A 16,941-nucleotide genomic window follows, 5' to 3' on the forward strand; every position below is an offset into this window, starting at 1 on the left:
AACGGACGAGGAGCGGGATGAGGCGGCCTGGACCGGAAGGTTGTGCCATGCCTGATCAGGCAGGAAGGATGTCATGGCGGCTTATTGGAACGCGTTGTTCGGCGGAATGCTGATCGGAGCCGCCGCCGTGCTCCTTCTGCTTGCCAATGGCAGGGTGGCGGGCATCAGTGGCATCGCCGGTCGCCTACTGGGTGGCCAGCGCGTCGTCGACAATGGCGCCTTTGTCGTCGGACTGGTGCTCGGCCCGATCGTCTTTGCCGTCTTGAGCGGATCTCTGCCGGCCATGACGGTATCCACGCCATGGCCGCTGGTTGCGCTGGCAGGCCTGCTGGTCGGCTTCGGTACACGGATGGGATCGGGTTGCACGTCCGGGCACGGCATTATCGGCCTCGCCCGCTTTTCGCGGCGCTCGATCGCCGCAACCGCCATGTTCCTGGGCAGCGGCCTGCTCACGGCATCCTTGCTGGGCCTGGTGCGATGAAGGGTGGCGACCTGTTCCGGCCGGCCGTATCGCTGGTGGCTGGCATGATTTTTGGACTGGGGCTTGCGATATCGGGCATGATCGACCCGGCCCGGGTGCTCGGCTTCCTGAATGTGGCCAGCGGCCATTGGGATCCGAGCCTGGTCTTCGTCCTCGCGGGCGCGGTGCTGGTCGCCATTCCCGGTGTTTTCCTGCAGCGCCGCCTGTCCCGTCCCTGGCTTGGTGAGCGTTTCCATCTTCCCGCCACGACCAGGATCGACCGGCCGCTTCTCCTTGGCGCCTTGCTCTTCGGCGTAGGCTGGGGCCTTGCCGGATTTTGCCCCGGGCCGGCGATCGCTGCGCTGTCGACGGCGAGGCCGGTCGTGTTGCTGTTCGTCGCCGCAATGATCCTGGGAATGCTGGCCTGGTCCCGCCTTTTCGCGAAAGCGGGAGATTGACCTGCGGCATCCGGCGGCGTGTTTTTCACGGGCTGAAGACCAGGACCAGGAAGACGAAGAACACGCCCAGATGCACGGCGCCTTCCAGCATCGTCGTCCGGGTGCCCGTGAAGGTGAGCGTCGACAGCACGAGCGTCATCGCCAGCAAGATCATGTTGGTCGCCGAGAGCCCAAGCACCACATTCTGCCCGGTCAGGAGGCCGATCACGAGGATGGCCGGCACGGTGAGGCCCAGCGTGGAGGCGGCCGCACCGAGACACAGATTGATGGCCCGCTGCAGTTGGTTGGCGGTGATGGCCCTCAGCGCCGTGATGCATTCCGGCGTGAACACGATCATGGCGATCAGAATGCCACCGAGTGCCGTCGGGGCGCCGAGGCGGGCGATGCCGAAATCGAGCACCTTGGCCAGGCTCTTCGCCAGAAGGACGATGGGCAGGATGTTCAGCAGGAGCAGGAGGAGAGGCATTGCGATCGGGCCGCCCGCCGCTGCCTCCTCGACCTCGGTATCCTCCTCTTGGGTCGGAGGCGCATCGCTGGACGGCTCGCGATAGAATTCCGCATGGCGGCCGGTCTGGAGCACCAGGAAGGCACCATAGAGGAGGAGCGTGAAGATCGAAAAGCTGATCGCTTGAAAGCGCGTCAGCGAACCGTCGCTGACGGAGGTGGTGAAATTCGGCAGGATCAGCGGGATGACGGCCAGCGGAATGATGATGGCGAGATAGGACGAGGCGCCCTTCAGATTGTAGCGCTGGGCGAAGTGCTTCATGCCGCCGAGCAGAAGGCCGAACCCGACCACCCCGTTGAGGACGATCATCAGCACGGCGAACATGGTGTCGCGTCCGAGGGTCGGTGCTCCCTTGGCGCCCAGCATCACGGCGGAGATCAGCGCCACCTCGATGATGACGATCGCGAGCGTGAGGATCAGCGTGCCGTAGGGCTCGCCGAGACGATGCGCCAGCACTTCTGCCTCATGTACGACGCCGAAAGCCGTCCACATGATCACGGCCAGGAGCCAAAGAAAAACTGCCACCGCGATGAGCGGCGTGTCGAGGTGCCCGAGCAGGGGATCCGCCAGGAATTGGAAGGCGGCGACGCTGGCCCATGCGGTGGCGAGGCGGAGAATCAGGATCGGCATGAAGGAGATGACCTCGGATGTCGAACAGGATCTCGCAGAATGGCTCGCCAGCCGCTCCGCGGCAAATCGGGCGCCGAGATGCCCTGTGATCGCAGGAGGATATCTCGATATGCCAAAGCACGTCGAAGCAAGGAGCCAAGGAGAAAAGGCAGCAGCCGGACCTTCCCGCCTCCTCATCGGACGTGGAGGATCCGGAAACGGTCCGGTTCCGCTGGATCTCGATCGACGACCTGGACTGGCGGCCAGGCCCACTGCCAAACGCCGATGCCCGGCACGCGCGAGAACCGGATCTCGCCGCGAGTGCCTTCCACGGCAAGACACGGCCAGGATTCGACAATGCGTGCCCGATCCGGGCCGTGAACGCGCAGGGCAGCAGCAAGGACGGCGATGGCGTCATAGCCTTCGAAGGCGACGAAAGAGGGGGCTTCGCCAAGCCGCTGGTGGAGAAGGATCTTCGTGCGGGCACCGAGCGGACCCAGGCGCTCGGGCAAATAGCGCAAGAACGGGATGGCGGCGCCGTCGTTGCCGAGCAACCCTGTCCATTCGGCGAACTCAGGCTGCCCCGCCGGTGCACCGATCATTATCCCGGCGAGCCGCCGATCGCGGCGGACGGCCTTGACGATCGGCACGGCGGGCTCCGGGTAGCTGGCCAGCAGCAGCAAGGCTGTCGCGCCAATGCCGGCGAGTTCGTCGCACATTGCTCCGTGGGTGAGCGAGGCCGTGTCGAGTTCGATGACGGTGCCGCCGCAGGAAGCGAAGAACTGCCGCAGAATTCCGGTGCCGGATGCCCAATAGACACTCGGCTGGGTCGCTACGGCAATGTGCCTATGGCCCGCGCCGAGGAGGAAGTCGGCATAGACCCGCCAGCCATGGGACTGAGCCGAGGCAAGGCGCGCGACCCGGTTCGTCGGCTGTTCGGCCAGCGCATCGAGAACCGCCGACGAGCAGAGGAATGGCAGGCCGAGAGCATCGGCCCTGGCAGCCACAGCGCGAGCGACGACGCTGTGATATTCCCCCACCAGGGCAGCCACGCCCAGGCGATCCAATTCATCGACCGCCGCAATGGCTCGTTGCGGGTCGGCGGCCGTGTCCCGGACCAGCAGTTCGAGTGACCTTCCGCCGATGCCGCCGGCGGCATTGACCTCGCTGGCGGCCAATTCGAGCCCGACAAGCAAATGCCGGCCTGCCTCGACCCAGCCTGGCCGGGTCAGCGGAGCCAGGGCCCCGATCCGTATTGTCGGCCCATCGGTCGGCTTCGGGCCGGGCGGAAACCGGGGCGTCTTCATCGGCGTCTCCCCTGGATCTGGTCGTCAATCCCCCCAAGACCGATGGCTCGGGGCCTTCTTGCCGCAACCCGTTGCTGCCGCTCGATGACGGCCTGATACAAGTGCATGTTCATGGCGCACAGGAACAGTTCCGTGCATTTGCGCCGATCTGTATGGCCGAGGCGAGCCGTACGGTTTCCGGACATTGCCCGGCCTGTGCCGCCAAGGCCTAGTAGCTTCCCGCAAGGCCTGTGACCAGATCCGCAAGCTTGCTATGCTTAGTCCGGCGCCGCACCGATCGGTGGTCCGCCGGGCGGGCGGTGCAGGAAGGTAATCGAGGCATAGGCGCCGAGCCATGATCCCAGCGCTGCAAAGGCGACATAGACCCAGTTCTCGGTGTAGCTGATGACCGCATAGGACGACAGCAGGTACCAGACACTGCTCCAGGTCGCGGCCGGGACGCGCTTGCGCGCCACCACCGCAGCGGTGAACATGACATAGACCGCATCCGTGGCGGCGGTTGCCAGCAGGACGGCGCCGGCGGTCACGGGATCGATGGCAGCCATTGCAACTTCTCCAAAGTCGGACAGGGGAGAAGCGAATTAAGCCATAGTTGCGGGTTGCTGGCGCGCTCTTATCGAGGCTCTTCGTTCCCGACGCAAGCACTGCCCGGGGGAGCGGGCCGGGCTGAATCGCGGTTAGCGGCTCAATTCCTCGCCCGCGGCGGCGCTTGTGGCGTTGCCAGCTCCCCAAGAGCTGGCTGGCGTACGATCTCGTTCTGCAGGGCTGCGATGTGATCCTGTGCGACATCGCTGACGGCCCGCTCGATGGCGCGAAAGCGTACGACGAGCGCGAGACCCAGGGCGTGAGTACCGCTCCACCGCCATTCTTGCCGCCAATCTGGCGCGTGGCGACGGATTTTCCGAAAATCTGGTTGATTTCCTCGACCAGATGCCAGACCCGGCGGTAGGACATGCCCATGGCCCGCCCGGCCGCGGAGATCGAGCCCAGAGATGCAATATTCTCGAGAAACTCGATTTTTCCTGGGTCGATGCGACCCTCGGGGACGGCACGATGTTCCGCCAGCGTTCGTGTTGCGCCTATCTGGTTCGTTACAAGATATAGTGGCATCGTAGAAAGCTGACAGCGCGATTGTCGGTGCCGGAAAATTTCCGCCCCCCCTTTCTTTTCATAGGAGATGTTCGATGAAGATCAGCGCACGGAACACGCTCAAGGGCAAGATCGTGGACATCGTGAAAGGGGCGACGACGGCGCATGTGCGGCTCGATGTCGGCGGCACCATCGTGACCGCTTCGATTACCAATGAGGCCGTGGACGCGCTGAAACTTCAGAAGGGCCAGGAAGCCTATGCGGCCATCAAGGCCTCCGACGTGATGATCGCCATCGACTGAAACAGGATCGGAATAAGCTTCCTCGTCGGGGATGCCCGCGCCCATCGTAAGAGGATATCGGCAGGGGCTCGCGCAGAGCGCAATATTGCGTGATATATAACGCTGGCGCCGGCCCCTTGCGGCTACCGGCCGAACTCGGTCCCTGCCATCTGGAGGAAACAATGGATCCGAAATCAACGGCCGTCGTGCTCATCGAATACCAGAATGATTTCACCACCGAGGGCGGCACCTTACACGCGGCCGTGAAGCCGGTGATGGAGCAGACGAACATGCTGGCCAACACGGTGGAGACCGTGAAGCAGGCCCGTGCGGCCGGCGCGACGATCGTCTATGCGCCGATCACCTTCACCGAGGACTATCACGAACTGAGCTCCAGCCCCTACGGCATCCTCAAGGGCGTCGTCGACAGCAAATCGTTCAGGAAGGGGAGCTGGGGTGCCGAGATCATCGAGATCCTGAAGCCCGAAGCGGGAGACATCGTCGTCGAAGGCAAGCGAGGGCTGTGCGGCTTTGCCACCACGAACCTCGATTTCATCCTGCGCAGCCGCGGCATCTCGACCATCGCGCTCGGCGGCTTCCTGACCAATTGTTGTGTCGAGTCGACCATGCGGACGGGCTACGAGAAGGGATACGACGTCATCACGCTCACGGATTGCACAGCCGCGTTGAGCGAGGAAGAACAAAGGCTGGCAGTCGAGAAGAATTATCCGATGTTTTCAAAGCCGATGAAGCACGGGGATTTCCTTGCAGCCCTGGCAGGGGCATGAGCCCACCCCTCGGTTCCCGCACGCGGTGCCGAAGCAGGAAGTGTCTGCAGACAGCCTGACGCTTTCCTGGGTCCTCCGTCCGCCTGCCGCGGAGGTCGACGCCAGGCGGCATCGAGCACAGCTTCCGCCCAGACGCCAAACCGAGGTTCCCTTGTCGACATTCGGGGAAGCCGCCGAAGATAGGCTGTTGCCATCCGGTAGTATTTTGCCTATCGCTATATATGTCTGAATATTGCGATGATCGTGGATTGCCGCTGAATTCCAATCGCCAACTCACGCGAATGACGGCGGAATCGGCCTGCCGTCACGCAGATTTGGCACTAACGCTATATCCATCTGAATATAATGAAATGCCGGTAAGCGTTCGAACAAGGGAGGATTTTATGAATATTGCAATCCGCAAACCATCACTTGGTTCCGCTGCCACGGCGTTCCTCGCCAAGCGGCACAAGCTCTTGATCGATGGTGAATGGGTCGATGCCCGCAGCGGCAAGACCTTCACCGTCGAGGATCCCGCAACCGAGGAGAAGATTGCCGAGGTCCCCGCGGGAGACAAGGCCGATATCGATCTTGCGGTTGCCGCCGCACGCCGGGCCTTCGAGACGGGGCCGTGGTCCCGGATTTCTCCCGCGGAACGATCCCGTCTCGTCTGGCGGCTCGGCGACCTTCTGGAGCAGCATGCAGACGAATTCGCCGAGCTCGAGGCGCTCGACAATGGCAAGCCGGTGACCAATGCGCGCCGGGGCGACGTCCAGGGCTCGATCGACATGTTCCGCTACATGGCCGGTTGGGCGACGCGCCTCAACGGCGAGACCATACCGGTGTCGAGCGCAGGCAATTGGCACGCCTATACGCTGCGCGAGCCCGTCGGCGTGGTCGGCCAGATCATTCCCTGGAACTTTCCCCTGATGATGGCCGCCTGGAAGCTGGCGCCGGCCCTTGCCTCCGGCTGCACCATCGTGCTCAAGCCGGCGGAGCAGACGCCCTTGTCGGCCCTGCGCTTCGGCGAGCTCATCCAGGAAGCCGGATTCCCGGCCGGCGTCGTCAACATCGTGACCGGGTTCGGCGAGACCGCCGGTGCGGCGCTTGCCGAGCATCCCGATGTTGACAAGGTCGCTTTTACCGGCTCCACCGAGGTCGGCAAGATCATCGTCAGGGCGGCGGCTGGCAATCTCAAGCGCGTATCGCTCGAACTTGGCGGCAAGTCGCCCGCGATCGTCTTTCCCGACGCCGATCTCGATCTTGCCATCGCCGGTACGGCCGATGCGATTTTCTACAATCAGGGGCAGTGCTGCACCGCCGGCTCTCGCCTGTTCGCCCACAAGTCGATCTATGATCGGGTGGTCGCGGGAGTCTCGGAAGCGGCCGGCAAGCTGAAGGTCGGCCATGGCCTGGATCCGAGCGTCAATCTCGGCCCGCTGGTTTCCAAGGAGCAGCACCAGAGGGTCACCGGCTTCCTGCAATCGGGCCGGGAGGAAGGCGCGGAGGTCGTGACCGGTGGCAGCACCATCGGCAATCAGGGCTATTTCGTTGAGCCGACGGTATTGGCCCAGACCAACCGGGACATGCGTGTCGTGCGCGAAGAGATCTTCGGGCCGGTGGTCTGCGTCCAATCCTATGACGATGACGATCTCGACGCGGTCGCGCGCTTTGCCAACGATACCGAATATGGTCTCCAGGCCAGTGTCTGGACCCGCAATCTCAAGGTCGCGCATATGATGGCCCGCAAGATCAGGGCAGGCACCATCTGCATCAATACCCATAATTACGGCGACCCGGCCTGGCCGTTCGGCGGTTACAAGCAGTCCGGTTGGGGCCGCGAGATGGGCAAGGAAGTCATGGAGCATTACACCGAGACCAAGGCGGTCGCGGCCAGGCTCTGAAGGGCCAGCTTCAAGCGCTCAATAGCAACGAGAGGAAGGCAGGGCGCTTCGGCGCTCTGCCTTCGAGATCTCAATGCGAGGGTATCGGGCTACGGTGCGGCGCCTGGGGCAGTCGGCGGGTCGGATTTCAGAAACTCGATGGCTTCGGTGCGAAGCCAGTCGCAAAACAGGCTGGACTTGCGGTTGCGCCTCGCCCGGCGCAGGGCGACATAGGTGTGGCCGCTGTCGAGGAAACCCATCGGTGCCTGCAGGCGGCCGGAATGGATGTCCTCGCTGACATAGGGCCATGGTGCAACGCAGACGCCGAGGCCCGCCCGGGCCGCCTCCAGCATGAAGTAGAAATGCTCATATTCGACGCGCGGCCCTGCTTCGATCGATTGCCCGGAGCACGCATGCCAGTCGTCCCAGGCCCGCAACCGCGTTCGCGTGTGAAGCTGGGGTACGCCGCCAAGGCCTCTGGATGATGCTGCAGCCAGCGGTGGAGCGAGCACCGGGCCGGTCTGCTCGGGGAACAGGCCGATGACGTCGGCTCCTTTCGGCCAGGGCGCTGCGCCCACACGTATGGCGACGTCGAAGCCGTCCCTGCTGAAATCGACCGGGCGGGACGAGGCTGTCAGGCGCACCTCGATCTCGGGAAACTCGGCCTGGAAGCGGTAGAGCCGCGGAATGAGCCAGCGCATGGTGAAGGTGCCGGGGCATGAGACGTCCAAGGGACCCTGCTCGGTGTCGGCCACCGAGCGAACCGACATGTCGATCTGGTCGAACGCCTTCACCAGCCCCGCCAGCAGGGTCGTGCCTGCATCGGTCAGACGCAGCCTGTTCTTCGGGCCCTCGAAAAGCGGCACGCCGAGAACCTGCTCCAGATGCTGGATCTGGCGGCTGACGGCGCTATGCGTGACGTTGAGTTCCTCGGCCGCGCGCGTCATCAGGCCGTGGCGGCCTGCCGCTTCGAAGGCACGCAACGCGTTCAGCGAGGGGATATGCCTTGCCATGTGCAATTTCCGAACAATGAGTGTTCGATCATATCGATTTTCATCCTGTAAACCATGATGTTTTCTGTATTCCGGAAGATAGGTATTGCCATTTCGGAACAGAGAAGGGCGACGCGGCGAGCGTGCGGTCCGCCTTGTTCCAAGCCAGCACAGGAGAGAGGGCATGTACGGCAGACATGAGGATGGCAGCGCCGGTGACGCGAATTACGGCGTCATCGGCGGTGGCTACAGGACCTACCGCCAGCCCGATCCCCACATCGCGCAATTCATCCTGGAAGCTTTGGGCGATGCGGCAACCGTGCTCAATGTCGGCGCTGGAGCGGGGTCCTACGAACCGATCGACCGCAAGGTGACGGCGGTCGAGCCCTCCGCCTCGATGCGAGCCCAGCGGCCGGCCCGTCTGTCGCCGGCAATCGATGCGACGGCCGAACGCCTGCCTTTCCCCGACCGGAGTTTCGATGCCAGCATGGCGACCTTCACGGTGCACCAATGGGCGGATCTCGGGCAGGGGTTGAGGGAGATGCGCCGCGTCACGCAAGGGCCGGTCGCGATTCTCAGCTGCGATCCCGATGCGTTGGAACGCTGTTGGCTGCATGCCTACGCCCCGGAGATGATCGCCGTCGAGGCACGCCGTTATCCGGCCATGGCCGCGATTGCCGACGCGCTCGCCGGCAGTATCGAGATCAGGCCCGTTCCCATCCCCTTGAACTGCGTCGACGGCTTCGGCGAAGCCTATTACGGCAGGCCGGAGCGTCTGCTCGAGCCCGGTGCACGGCTTGCCAACTCCGCCTGGAGTTTTGTCGACCCCTCCGTCGGCGAGCGGTTCGTCGCCGATCTCAGTCGCGACCTGAAGGACGGAACCTGGGACAAGCGCTATGGCAAACTCCGCAGCCAGCCCTTCTTCGAAGGCTCCCTGCGGTTGATCATGTCGAGGCCGTGAGGGGCGATGATGAAGGACGAATTACGCCGCTTGAAGTCGCTGGCCGGTCCCCTTCCGGCCTTCGACATCGACGAGGTACCGGACGATCCGCGGCTTTTGTTTTCCTCGTGGTTCCGAGATGCGGTGCAGGCCGGCGTGGAAGAACCGCATGCCATGGTGCTCTCGACCGTCGACGAGCAGGGCGCGCCGGATGCACGCATCCTTATCCTCAAGCATCTCGATCATCGCGGCTGGCATTTCGCGACCACCGATCAGGGCCCGAAGGGACGCCAGATGGCGCTCAACCCCCAGGTGGCCCTGACCTTCTATTGGACGCGGCTCGGGCGCCAGGTGCGCATTCGCGGCTCGGTCGAACGAGCCGGCCCGCAAGAGCGCGACGTCGACTTCCTCGCCCGCCCGGCAGGCGCACGGGCAATCGCACTGACCGCCAGACAGAGCGAGACGCTGGCATCGACAAAAGATCTTGGGGATGCGCTCGAATTGCAGCAGGACCGTATGCGGCAAAGGCCGGATCTGGTTGCTCAGCACTGGGGTCTTTTCATCGTGGCTCCGCGCGAGGTGGAGTTCTGGCAAGGCGATACGGAGCGTCGGCATCGACGCCTGCGCTACCGGCAGGAAGCGACGGGATGGGCACGCGAAAAGCTGTGGCCCTGATTTCCCGTTTCCTGCCCGCCGGCGATAGTGCGAGGTAAGAAGAGGAGGGAACTAGAACAAAGCGCGTTTAGACGGAAACGTTGTTTTTGCTCCAGCTCTTTGATTCGACGCGTCTTTGCGATTCTTGGTGATTCCACCAAATCGCAAAACGCTTTAGCTCAGGCCTGCGTCTCCCGATCGCCTGGCTGCTCCGGTGCGATCGGTTTGAACAGGGCGCGATCGGGCTTGAGGTCCAGCAAGGGGGTGCCATCCAGGCAATCCAGCCCGCGAACCAGCAGCGTCGATCCTTCAAGGGCCACCAGCGTCGCGATCGATGTGCCGATCGGGTTCGGGCGGACCGGCGAGCGGAGTGCGAATGTGCCATGGGTGGTGCCGTTGTCGGCGGGACTTTGACGGACGAGATCGCGGCGCGACAGGTGCAGCCAATAGAGGACCTCCAGGCGTTCGAAGCGCTCGATGCCGTCGAGTGCCGCCTGCCATGGCTCGAAGATCTCGATGCGGCAGACCGGTCCGTCCGGCCGGCCCTGTCGCGGGGCCATCAGCCTCGACGTCCATGGTGTCCGTATCAGGCCAATGAAGACAAGCCCCGCATCGGTCGGCTCGGGAGGGGTAACCGCCACCTCGTTCCGCCGGATTTCGCTTTCACGAACCATGCTCGGATCCTTCTCGCGAAGCTTGCCCTCGCGTGCATATTGCCGGGCCTTTCATATCCGCCCTCGTGTAGACAGAACGCTGTCATTCCCGGCGCCGCCGAAGACGGCGGGAATGAGGAGTCACCTATTCTGCGGATTGGCAGCAAGCGCGGCAATCCTGATGCTGCGTGAAAATCCCTGTCCCAGTCCCGGTCGACGATAGCAGATACTCGTCGTTGCGGCCGGCACGACCTTCGTCGTCAAGCCGAGGATCGGCGTGACCCTGGCAATCTCGGCATTGGTTTTCTATGGTGCTTCACCACCCTGGCGGTCGTGGGATGGCGGACGCATCGTCTTCGTCCAGCCCCGCACCGGCCGCGGCGCCCGGCAAGCAGTTGCCCCCGGAGGGCCATGTCCTTGCGGAGTGGTGCCGCTTCACCACGATCAAAGAAAGTGACAAATTGCGATGAACCGACCTGCCTATCCCGGCGTTGCCGGCCTTTCGAGTTCGGTGTTCTGCAAGAAGGAGCCGCGCAACACGAAGTTCATCTTCGCCGAGATCGTCGACTACGTGCTCGCCATGATCAGACCCGACGGGACGCCGGTCACCTTCGTGCAGGTCGGCGCCAATGACGGCATGCGCGGCGATCCCATCAGCCGGCACGTGATCCAAGGCGGCTGGCGCGGACTGCTGGTCGAGCCGGTACCGGCTGCGATGGAAAGGCTGCGTGCCCATTACGGCACAAGCACTGGGCTGGTTTTTCGTGGCGAGGCGATCTGGTCAGAGGAGGGCAGGCGCGATTTCCACATTGTCCGCGGCGAGGACGTGCTGAGCAGCTTCTCATTGCCGACGATCATGATGCACGAACTCAAATATGATGATCTGGCGGGGATGATCGAGACCGTTCCGGTCGCCACGCGCCGGCTCGACTCGCTCTGCCGGGAAACAGGATTCGAGACGGCGGATTTGCTGGTGGTCGATGTCGAGGGTTGCGACGACATCGTCTTGCGCACCTTCGATTTCGACCGTCACCGCCCTTCGGCGATCCTGTTCGAGCATGTGGCGCTCTCGGTCGAAGCGTCGCAGGCGATCGGCGAGTTTCTCGAGAAACTCGGCTATGAGATCATCTATGACCGCCACGACTGCCTGTGCCTTCTCGGCGAACGGTTCGAACCGCGGCTGGTCGAGTTCCTGGCGCGGGTCGTCGGGGCCGCGCGCGACAATTGAGGAGCCGGCGGCACGGCGAACGGACCCTCGCACATCCCTGTGCCGATATTCGGCGGATGCCACCCCCTCCAAGGGGGTGGCGCCGGGTTTCCTGACGCCTGTCTGGATGAAGCCGTCCGGTTTCGAAATCCGGACGGCTCCCTTTCGTTGAAAGTCCCGGGCATCGTGTGGGCTACGGGAGAGCAGCGATCGCCGAAGCTCCATGCCCTTACGGCAGTGCCGGTCTATTTGGCCGGTGCAGCCTGCGCCGCCGTCTCGATCAGCTTGGCGACCGCAGCCGGGTTCGACACCATCACCACATGCGAAGCGCCCTTGACCACCACGGTCTGCTTGGAATGGGCCCGCTCCGCCATGAAGGCGAGGGCCTGCGGCGGGATGTTGCGGTCCTTGTCGCCATAGACGAACCAGGAGGGGATGGTCTTCCAGGCCGGCTCGGTCGAGGCTTCGCCGAGCGCGGCCTCGGCGATCGGGCGCTGCGTGGCGGCCATTAGCTTTGCCTCGCCCTTGGGCACATCGGCGGCAAACTGATCGGGGAATTTGGCCTGCTGGATATAGAGATCCTTGCCGCCGCCCGGGATCGGCACCGGCGGGGCCAGTGTCGGCCCGAGCGTCGAACCGGGGAACTTCCCCGTGAGCCCGATGGCGGTTTCGCCCGTGTCGGGTGCGAAGGCGGCGACATAGACGAGGGCCTGGACATTGGCCCTGCCGGCAGCTGCCTCGCTGATGACGGAACCGCCATAGGAATGGCCGACCAGCACCACAGGCGTCTTGATGCTGTCGATCACGCTGGCCACGGAATCCGCATCCCCGCGCACGCTGCGCAACGGATTGGCGGCGGCGACGACGGGATAGCCATCCTTTTCGAGGCGCTGGATCACGCCGTTCCAGCTCGAGGCATCGGCAAAGGCGCCATGCACGAGCACCACCGTCGGCTTGCCGCTCTCCGCCAGTGCGGGCGCGCTCAGCAGCAGGGCGCCGCCGACGGCCAGCCCCTTCGCGAAGTTCTTCATCGGATTTTCCTTCGGGTTGTCACCCGCAGCCTGTGTCGGGTGGAGGATGAAAACGCCCGGCTACATCTCGGGGGCGAAGGTGGCGCGCATGGCGGCCTCTTCCTGCCGGATGCGGGTCACCAGGGGAATGAGATAGAGAGGGATGCCGATCACCAGCGTCCAATAGGCATTGAGAGCCAGAGTAAAACCAATGAGTTCCGGCAGGATGTTCAGAAAATAGTTGGGGTGCCGCACGAACGAGAACAAGCCGCTCTGCACCCGCCGATGCTGCGGGCTGATGATGATCTTGATCGTCCACAGGCCGCCGAGCGAGCGGATGACCGAGACGAGGACGAGGGCGGAGGCGAGATAGACCACGATGCCCGCGGCAGACACCAGCGTGTTTGGCTCATGTAGGCCGGCCGCCGCCTCGGCGACCGCGCAGATGTAGTAGAGCACGTGAGAGGCAGCGAGGAAGATGCTGTTCTTCGCGCCATATTCGGTCGCGCCGTCCCTCTTCAAGGCCTTCTCGTGCCGTGCCGAAATCACGAGCGTGATGAGGCGCCAGGCAAAGGCGGCGGCGGTGAACAGGATGAGATGAAACGGCATGGAAATTCCCGGATCCTCTGGAGCAGGGCGCCTTATGGCGCCAGCCTGGTAAAGACATAGTCACGGGCCTTCACGCGCGCCTCGTGGCAGGCAAAGCAGGTCTCGTGCTGGGCCTGATCCACGGGCTTGCCGTCGATGAAGCGCCCGAAGCCCCAACCGCCGGTGGCGGCATATTTCTTCGAATCCTTGACCATGACCTGCACCGTGGTCGCCTGCCCCGGTACCAGGGCGGATTCGAATTCGGGCGACTGGACATGCTTCCAGGCCAGCTTGACCAGTATCGTCCCATCGGGAAAGGGCAGGGTTCCGGCGCGATAGGCGTCGAGCGCGGTCTTGTTGCCGAGCACGGTGCGCAACTCGTTCAGGGGCTCGTGCTCCAGCGCCGGGGCGACCAGTTCCCATTGTCTGTAGCCGTCCGGAATGGTGACCCCATAGATCGGCGAGGCCGGCTTGGAGGCACTTGCGGATGTGCTCGTGGGGCTGCTCGTACCTTGGGCGAACGCTCCGGCCGTGGCGACGACCGCCGCTGCCAGGAGGGCTCCGGCCAAGGGCATGATCACTGAGGTCTTCATCATCGAGGTCCTGGTCCGGATCAGAAACGGGCGACGTCGAGCATTGCCTTGGCGAAGGCTTCAGGCGCTTCCTGCGGCAAATTGTGGCCGATGCCGCCGGTGATCAGGCGGTGCTCGTAGCGCCCGGAGAACCGCTTGGCATAGGCCGCCGGCTCCGGATGAGGCGCACCATTGGCATCGCCTTCCATGGTGATCGTCGGAACGGTGATCACTGGCAGAGCGGCGAGCTTCTTTTCCAGGGCGTCATATTTGGCTTCGCCCTGCGCCAGGCCGAGCCGCCAGCGATAATTGTGGATCGAGACCGCGACATGGTCGGGATTGTCGAAGGCCTGCGCCGAGCGGGCGAAGGTCGCGTCATCGAACTTCCATTGCGGCGAGGCGAGCTCCCAGATCAGCCGAGCAAAATCATGGGTGTATTTCGCATAACCGGCTTCGCCGCGATCGGTGGCGAAATAATATTGGTACCACCACTGCAGTTCCGCCTTCGGGGGCAGGGGGGCCTTGTTCAGTTCCTGGCTGCCGATGAGATAGCCGCTCACCGAGACCAGAGCCTTGCAGCGCTCGGGCCAGAGGGCAGCGACGATGTCGGCCGTGCGGGCACCCCAATCGTAGCCGCCGATGACGGCCTTCTCGATCTTCAAGGCGTCCATGAACGCGATGACGTCGCTCCCCAGCGCCGCCTGCTGGCCATTGCGGGGTGTATCGGCCGACAGGAAGCGGGTGCTGCCATAGCCGCGCAGATAGGGCACGATCACGCGGTAGCCGGCGGCCGCCAGGATCGGCGCGACATCGACATAGCTGTGGATGTCGTAAGGCCAACCATGCAGCAGCAGCATGGGAGCGCCATCTGCCGGCCCGGCCTCGGCATAGCCGACATCGAGCACGCCGGCCTTGACCTGCTTGAGCGCGGCGAAGGAGGTGTGGGCGCCGCGGCCGGAGGCGGTCGAGGTGGAATTGGCCTGCGCGCTGGCGGCGCCGATCGCGCCGAGCTGCGCGAGAACGGCACCGAATGCCAGGGTGCCGAGCAGGCCGCGGCGCGATTGATCGATTTGTTCCGACATCGACATGAATCCCGATTGCTGAAGTTGTGAGCGTAGAAAGCCGCAACACTGTATCGGCCTTATGTCGCCATCGGCTGGATTTGAAAGGCTATGTAAGCCCCTTCCGCCTCGATACACAGTGATACAATCGGCCAGCGCAGCCACCGGTCGGGGCGGCCTATGTGCACGACGCCTGTATGGCAATGTATCTGCTGGCTCGCCGGATACAGCAGGATGCCGATCGGAGGCGGCGGAGACATATCGGGCAAACATGGCATCGCCAAAGACGGGGCACCGGCAGCAGGGCTGCCGTGAAATGAATGGAGTTGCCCCATGTCTTCAAAAAACAACATGTCTTCAAATGATTTCGATGCTTCCCGACGCAATTTGCTGAAGTCGGCCGCCGCGGCGGCGCTCGTCGGCCTGATCCCCACCGCACTCCATGCGGCTGAGGCCGGGAGTGAGATCAGGCCTTTCAAGATCGCCATTGCCGAGGCGGACATCGCCGATCTGCGCCAGCGCTTGAACACTGCCCGCTGGCCGGAAGAAACGGTGTCGGATTTCTCACAAGGGGTGACGCTGGAACGGCTGAAGCCGCTGGTCGCCTATTGGGCGGATTCCTATGACTGGCGCAAGGTGGAAACCAGGCTCAATGCTCTGCCGATGTTCGTGACCGAGATCGACGGCCTCGACATCCATTTCATCCATATCCGCTCGCCGCACGCCAAGGCCATGCCGATGATCATGACCCATGGCTGGCCGGGCTCGATCCTGGAATTCATGAAGGTGATGGATCCGCTGGTCGATCCCACCAGATATGGCGGCAAGGCCGAGGATGCCTTCCACCTGGTGGTGCCCTCGATCCCCGGCTTCGGCTTCTCGGGCAAGCCGACTGCCAAGGGCTGGGGCTCCGACCATATCGGCCGGGCCTGGTCCGTGCTGATGCGGCGCCTGGGCTATGAGCGCTATGTTTCGCAGGGCGGCGATTGCGGCTCGGTGATCTCCCACCGCATGGCCCTGCAGAAGGTGCCCGGCCTGATCGGCATCCATGTCAACATGCCGGGAACGGTGCCCAAGGAGATCGCCGCGATCCTGACGGCGGGCGGTCCGGCGCCGGCAAGCCTCACGCCGGACGAGCGGCGGGCCTTCGACGCCCTCGATCTCTTCTACAAGGACAGCTCGGGCTATGCGACCATGATGGTCACGCGCCCGCAGACCATCGGCTATTCCCTGGTGGATTCACCCGTGGGCATGGCCGCGTGGATGTATGAGAAATTCGCCACCTGGACCTATAGCGGCGGCGATCCGGAGAAGGTGCTGACCAAGGACGAGATGCTCGACGACATCTCCCTCTACTGGTTGACCCAGACGGGCGCTTCGGCGGCGCGCATCTATTGGGAAGACCACTCCAACAATTTCAACGCCGTCGACATTCCCGAACTGCCGGTCGCCGTGACGGTGTTCCCGGGCGAGATCTATCGCGCGCCCCGGAGTTGGGCGGAGCGGTGCTATCACAACCTCGTCTATTTCAGCGAGGCTGGGAATGGCGGCCATTTCGCAGCCTGGGAGCAGCCGGACCTCTTCGTGCAGGAAGTTCGCGCCGCCTTCCGGTCGCTGCGCTGACGCGATCACTATCGGCGCCCGTTCCCATCTAGGCGGGCGCCATTGAAACCCTGACGTTGTTGTTTGCCTGTTCTGGCAGCTTTCGTGGAGAGATCCGCAAGGGTTGCATCGGTCATGCCGTTCTTCGCCGAGAAATACGGCAGGCAATGGTGAGATTCCCGGCGACAACTGGCCTGTGTTCGCGGCTTCCGCCACGCGCGATGAGCCGAAGGTGACGAAGAAATTGTAATGATATTATTGATCTCAACAACACCCGCCGCTTCGGCGGGTGACTTTTTATTT

At 63.6% G+C, this 16,941-nt stretch carries 19 protein-coding genes; 9 read left to right on the plus strand and 10 right to left on the minus strand.

The window, feature by feature from the left end:
* The first annotated feature begins 73 nt into the window (after window positions 1-73).
* Both BA190_RS06465 and BA190_RS06470 read left to right on the plus strand, forming a co-directional pair.
* Window positions 74-481, plus strand: coding sequence for a YeeE/YedE family protein (locus tag BA190_RS06465; RefSeq protein ID WP_068284391.1), 408 nt, complete (start codon window positions 74-76; stop codon window positions 479-481).
* On the plus strand, window positions 478-918 hold the full coding sequence (locus tag BA190_RS06470) for a YeeE/YedE family protein (protein WP_068284393.1): 441 nt from the start codon (window positions 478-480) through the stop codon (window positions 916-918). The genes BA190_RS06465 and BA190_RS06470 overlap by 4 nt, the downstream gene beginning before the upstream one ends.
* 25 nt (window positions 919-943) lie before the next feature.
* Here the strand turns inward: BA190_RS06470 and BA190_RS06475 are convergent, their stop codons facing one another.
* The 3 genes from BA190_RS06475 to BA190_RS06490 all read right to left on the minus strand — a co-directional run bounded on the left by BA190_RS06475 (window position 944) and on the right by BA190_RS06490 (window position 3,884).
* Window positions 944-2,053, minus strand: a complete 1,110-nt coding sequence (locus tag BA190_RS06475; protein WP_068284395.1) for a calcium:proton antiporter — start codon at window positions 2,051-2,053, stop codon at window positions 944-946.
* A 173-nt stretch (window positions 2,054-2,226) separates the two neighbouring features.
* Complete coding sequence (locus BA190_RS06480) at window positions 2,227-3,339, minus strand: ABC transporter substrate-binding protein (protein WP_068284397.1); 1,113 nt, start codon at window positions 3,337-3,339, stop codon at window positions 2,227-2,229.
* A gap of 257 nt (window positions 3,340-3,596) precedes the next feature.
* Complete coding sequence (locus BA190_RS06490) at window positions 3,597-3,884, minus strand: hypothetical protein (protein ID WP_068284402.1); 288 nt, start codon at window positions 3,882-3,884, stop codon at window positions 3,597-3,599.
* Window positions 3,885-4,523: 639 nt separating this feature from the next.
* Here BA190_RS06490 and BA190_RS06495 point away from each other — a divergent pair.
* The 3 genes from BA190_RS06495 to BA190_RS06505 all read left to right on the plus strand — a co-directional run bounded on the left by BA190_RS06495 (window position 4,524) and on the right by BA190_RS06505 (window position 7,380).
* Window positions 4,524-4,730, plus strand: coding sequence for a molybdopterin-binding protein (locus BA190_RS06495; RefSeq protein WP_068284405.1), 207 nt, complete (start codon window positions 4,524-4,526; stop codon window positions 4,728-4,730).
* Window positions 4,731-4,891: 161 nt separating this feature from the next.
* Window positions 4,892-5,497 (plus strand): cysteine hydrolase family protein, encoded by a 606-nt coding sequence (locus BA190_RS06500; protein ID WP_068284407.1) that lies wholly within the window; start codon window positions 4,892-4,894, stop codon window positions 5,495-5,497.
* A 383-nt stretch (window positions 5,498-5,880) separates the two neighbouring features.
* Window positions 5,881-7,380, plus strand: coding sequence for an aldehyde dehydrogenase family protein (locus tag BA190_RS06505; protein WP_068284408.1), 1,500 nt, complete (start codon window positions 5,881-5,883; stop codon window positions 7,378-7,380).
* Between the two features lie 89 nt (window positions 7,381-7,469).
* Here the strand turns inward: BA190_RS06505 and BA190_RS06510 are convergent, their stop codons facing one another.
* Window positions 7,470-8,372 (minus strand): LysR family transcriptional regulator, encoded by a 903-nt coding sequence (locus BA190_RS06510; RefSeq protein ID WP_068284410.1) that lies wholly within the window; start codon window positions 8,370-8,372, stop codon window positions 7,470-7,472.
* Between the two features lie 163 nt (window positions 8,373-8,535).
* Between BA190_RS06510 and BA190_RS06515 the strand changes: the two genes are divergently transcribed.
* Entirely contained in the window at window positions 8,536-9,312 is a 777-nt protein-coding gene (locus tag BA190_RS06515; RefSeq protein WP_068284412.1) for a class I SAM-dependent methyltransferase, read from the plus strand.
* A gap of 6 nt (window positions 9,313-9,318) precedes the next feature.
* Window positions 9,319-9,966 carry a pyridoxal 5'-phosphate synthase gene (locus tag BA190_RS06520; protein WP_245314592.1) on the plus strand — a complete coding sequence of 216 codons (648 nt, stop codon included), beginning with the start codon at window positions 9,319-9,321 and terminating at the stop codon, window positions 9,964-9,966.
* Between the two features lie 158 nt (window positions 9,967-10,124).
* Here the strand turns inward: BA190_RS06520 and tsaA are convergent, their stop codons facing one another.
* A complete protein-coding gene (tsaA, locus tag BA190_RS06525; RefSeq protein WP_068284414.1) occupies window positions 10,125-10,619 on the minus strand; it encodes a tRNA (N6-threonylcarbamoyladenosine(37)-N6)-methyltransferase TrmO in 495 nt (164 codons plus the stop codon).
* A gap of 445 nt (window positions 10,620-11,064) precedes the next feature.
* Between tsaA and BA190_RS06530 the strand changes: the two genes are divergently transcribed.
* The gene (locus BA190_RS06530) at window positions 11,065-11,826 is read left to right on the plus strand and encodes an FkbM family methyltransferase (protein ID WP_068284415.1); all 762 of its coding nucleotides are present in this window, start codon (window positions 11,065-11,067) and stop codon (window positions 11,824-11,826) included.
* Window positions 11,827-12,050: 224 nt separating this feature from the next.
* Here the strand turns inward: BA190_RS06530 and BA190_RS06535 are convergent, their stop codons facing one another.
* From BA190_RS06535 to BA190_RS06550, 4 genes are read right to left on the minus strand one after another with little or no spacing between them, the layout of a single operon-like run.
* Window positions 12,051-12,836: an alpha/beta fold hydrolase gene (locus BA190_RS06535; RefSeq protein WP_068284417.1), complete on the minus strand. Its 786-nt coding sequence runs from the start codon at window positions 12,834-12,836 to the stop codon at window positions 12,051-12,053.
* A gap of 60 nt (window positions 12,837-12,896) precedes the next feature.
* Window positions 12,897-13,424 (minus strand): isoprenylcysteine carboxyl methyltransferase family protein, encoded by a 528-nt coding sequence (locus tag BA190_RS06540; protein WP_068284419.1) that lies wholly within the window; start codon window positions 13,422-13,424, stop codon window positions 12,897-12,899.
* A gap of 32 nt (window positions 13,425-13,456) precedes the next feature.
* Complete coding sequence (locus BA190_RS06545; RefSeq protein WP_156771385.1) at window positions 13,457-13,978, minus strand: cytochrome P460 family protein; 522 nt, start codon at window positions 13,976-13,978, stop codon at window positions 13,457-13,459.
* 38 nt (window positions 13,979-14,016) lie between these two features.
* A complete protein-coding gene (locus tag BA190_RS06550; RefSeq protein WP_068284460.1) occupies window positions 14,017-15,057 on the minus strand; it encodes an alpha/beta fold hydrolase in 1,041 nt (346 codons plus the stop codon).
* Between the two features lie 312 nt (window positions 15,058-15,369).
* On the opposite strand from BA190_RS06550, the gene BA190_RS06560 reads away from it, so the two are divergent.
* Window positions 15,370-16,659 (plus strand): epoxide hydrolase family protein, encoded by a 1,290-nt coding sequence (locus tag BA190_RS06560; RefSeq protein ID WP_371260295.1) that lies wholly within the window; start codon window positions 15,370-15,372, stop codon window positions 16,657-16,659.
* Between the two features lie 8 nt (window positions 16,660-16,667).
* On the opposite strand, the gene BA190_RS36665 is transcribed toward BA190_RS06560, so the two are convergent.
* Window positions 16,668-16,941 (minus strand): hypothetical protein (locus BA190_RS36665; RefSeq protein WP_210185274.1); only part of this gene is annotated, 274 nt, incomplete at its 5' end.

It is taken from the genome of Labrys sp. WJW, from assembly GCF_001676615.1.
Classification (GTDB): domain Bacteria; phylum Pseudomonadota; class Alphaproteobacteria; order Rhizobiales; family Labraceae; genus Labrys; species Labrys sedimenti.

Bases quoted from the DNA above. Each gene is read 5' to 3' on its own strand.
- BA190_RS06505 (WP_068284408.1), top strand. From the start codon at position 5,881: ATGAATATTGCAATCCGCAAACCATCACTTGGTTCCGCTGCCACGGCG.
- BA190_RS06490 (WP_068284402.1), bottom strand. From the start codon at position 3,884: ATGGCTGCCATCGATCCCGTGACCGCCGGCGCCGTCCTGCTGGCAACC.
- BA190_RS06470 (WP_068284393.1), top strand. From the start codon at position 478: ATGAAGGGTGGCGACCTGTTCCGGCCGGCCGTATCGCTGGTGGCTGGC.
- BA190_RS06520 (WP_245314592.1), top strand. From the start codon at position 9,319: ATGATGAAGGACGAATTACGCCGCTTGAAGTCGCTGGCCGGTCCCCTT.
- BA190_RS06540 (WP_068284419.1), bottom strand. From the start codon at position 13,424: ATGCCGTTTCATCTCATCCTGTTCACCGCCGCCGCCTTTGCCTGGCGC.
- BA190_RS06560 (WP_371260295.1), top strand. From the start codon at position 15,370: ATGTCTTCAAAAAACAACATGTCTTCAAATGATTTCGATGCTTCCCGA.
- BA190_RS06550 (WP_068284460.1), bottom strand. From the start codon at position 15,057: ATGTCGGAACAAATCGATCAATCGCGCCGCGGCCTGCTCGGCACCCTG.
- BA190_RS06530 (WP_068284415.1), top strand. From the start codon at position 11,065: ATGAACCGACCTGCCTATCCCGGCGTTGCCGGCCTTTCGAGTTCGGTG.
- BA190_RS06495 (WP_068284405.1), top strand. From the start codon at position 4,524: ATGAAGATCAGCGCACGGAACACGCTCAAGGGCAAGATCGTGGACATC.
- BA190_RS06545 (WP_156771385.1), bottom strand. From the start codon at position 13,978: ATGCCCTTGGCCGGAGCCCTCCTGGCAGCGGCGGTCGTCGCCACGGCC.
- BA190_RS06465 (WP_068284391.1), top strand. From the start codon at position 74: ATGGCGGCTTATTGGAACGCGTTGTTCGGCGGAATGCTGATCGGAGCC.
- BA190_RS06515 (WP_068284412.1), top strand. From the start codon at position 8,536: ATGTACGGCAGACATGAGGATGGCAGCGCCGGTGACGCGAATTACGGC.
- BA190_RS06500 (WP_068284407.1), top strand. From the start codon at position 4,892: ATGGATCCGAAATCAACGGCCGTCGTGCTCATCGAATACCAGAATGAT.
- tsaA (WP_068284414.1), bottom strand. From the start codon at position 10,619: ATGGTTCGTGAAAGCGAAATCCGGCGGAACGAGGTGGCGGTTACCCCT.
- BA190_RS06475 (WP_068284395.1), bottom strand. From the start codon at position 2,053: ATGCCGATCCTGATTCTCCGCCTCGCCACCGCATGGGCCAGCGTCGCC.
- BA190_RS06535 (WP_068284417.1), bottom strand. From the start codon at position 12,836: ATGAAGAACTTCGCGAAGGGGCTGGCCGTCGGCGGCGCCCTGCTGCTG.
- BA190_RS06510 (WP_068284410.1), bottom strand. From the start codon at position 8,372: ATGGCAAGGCATATCCCCTCGCTGAACGCGTTGCGTGCCTTCGAAGCG.
- BA190_RS06480 (WP_068284397.1), bottom strand. From the start codon at position 3,339: ATGAAGACGCCCCGGTTTCCGCCCGGCCCGAAGCCGACCGATGGGCCG.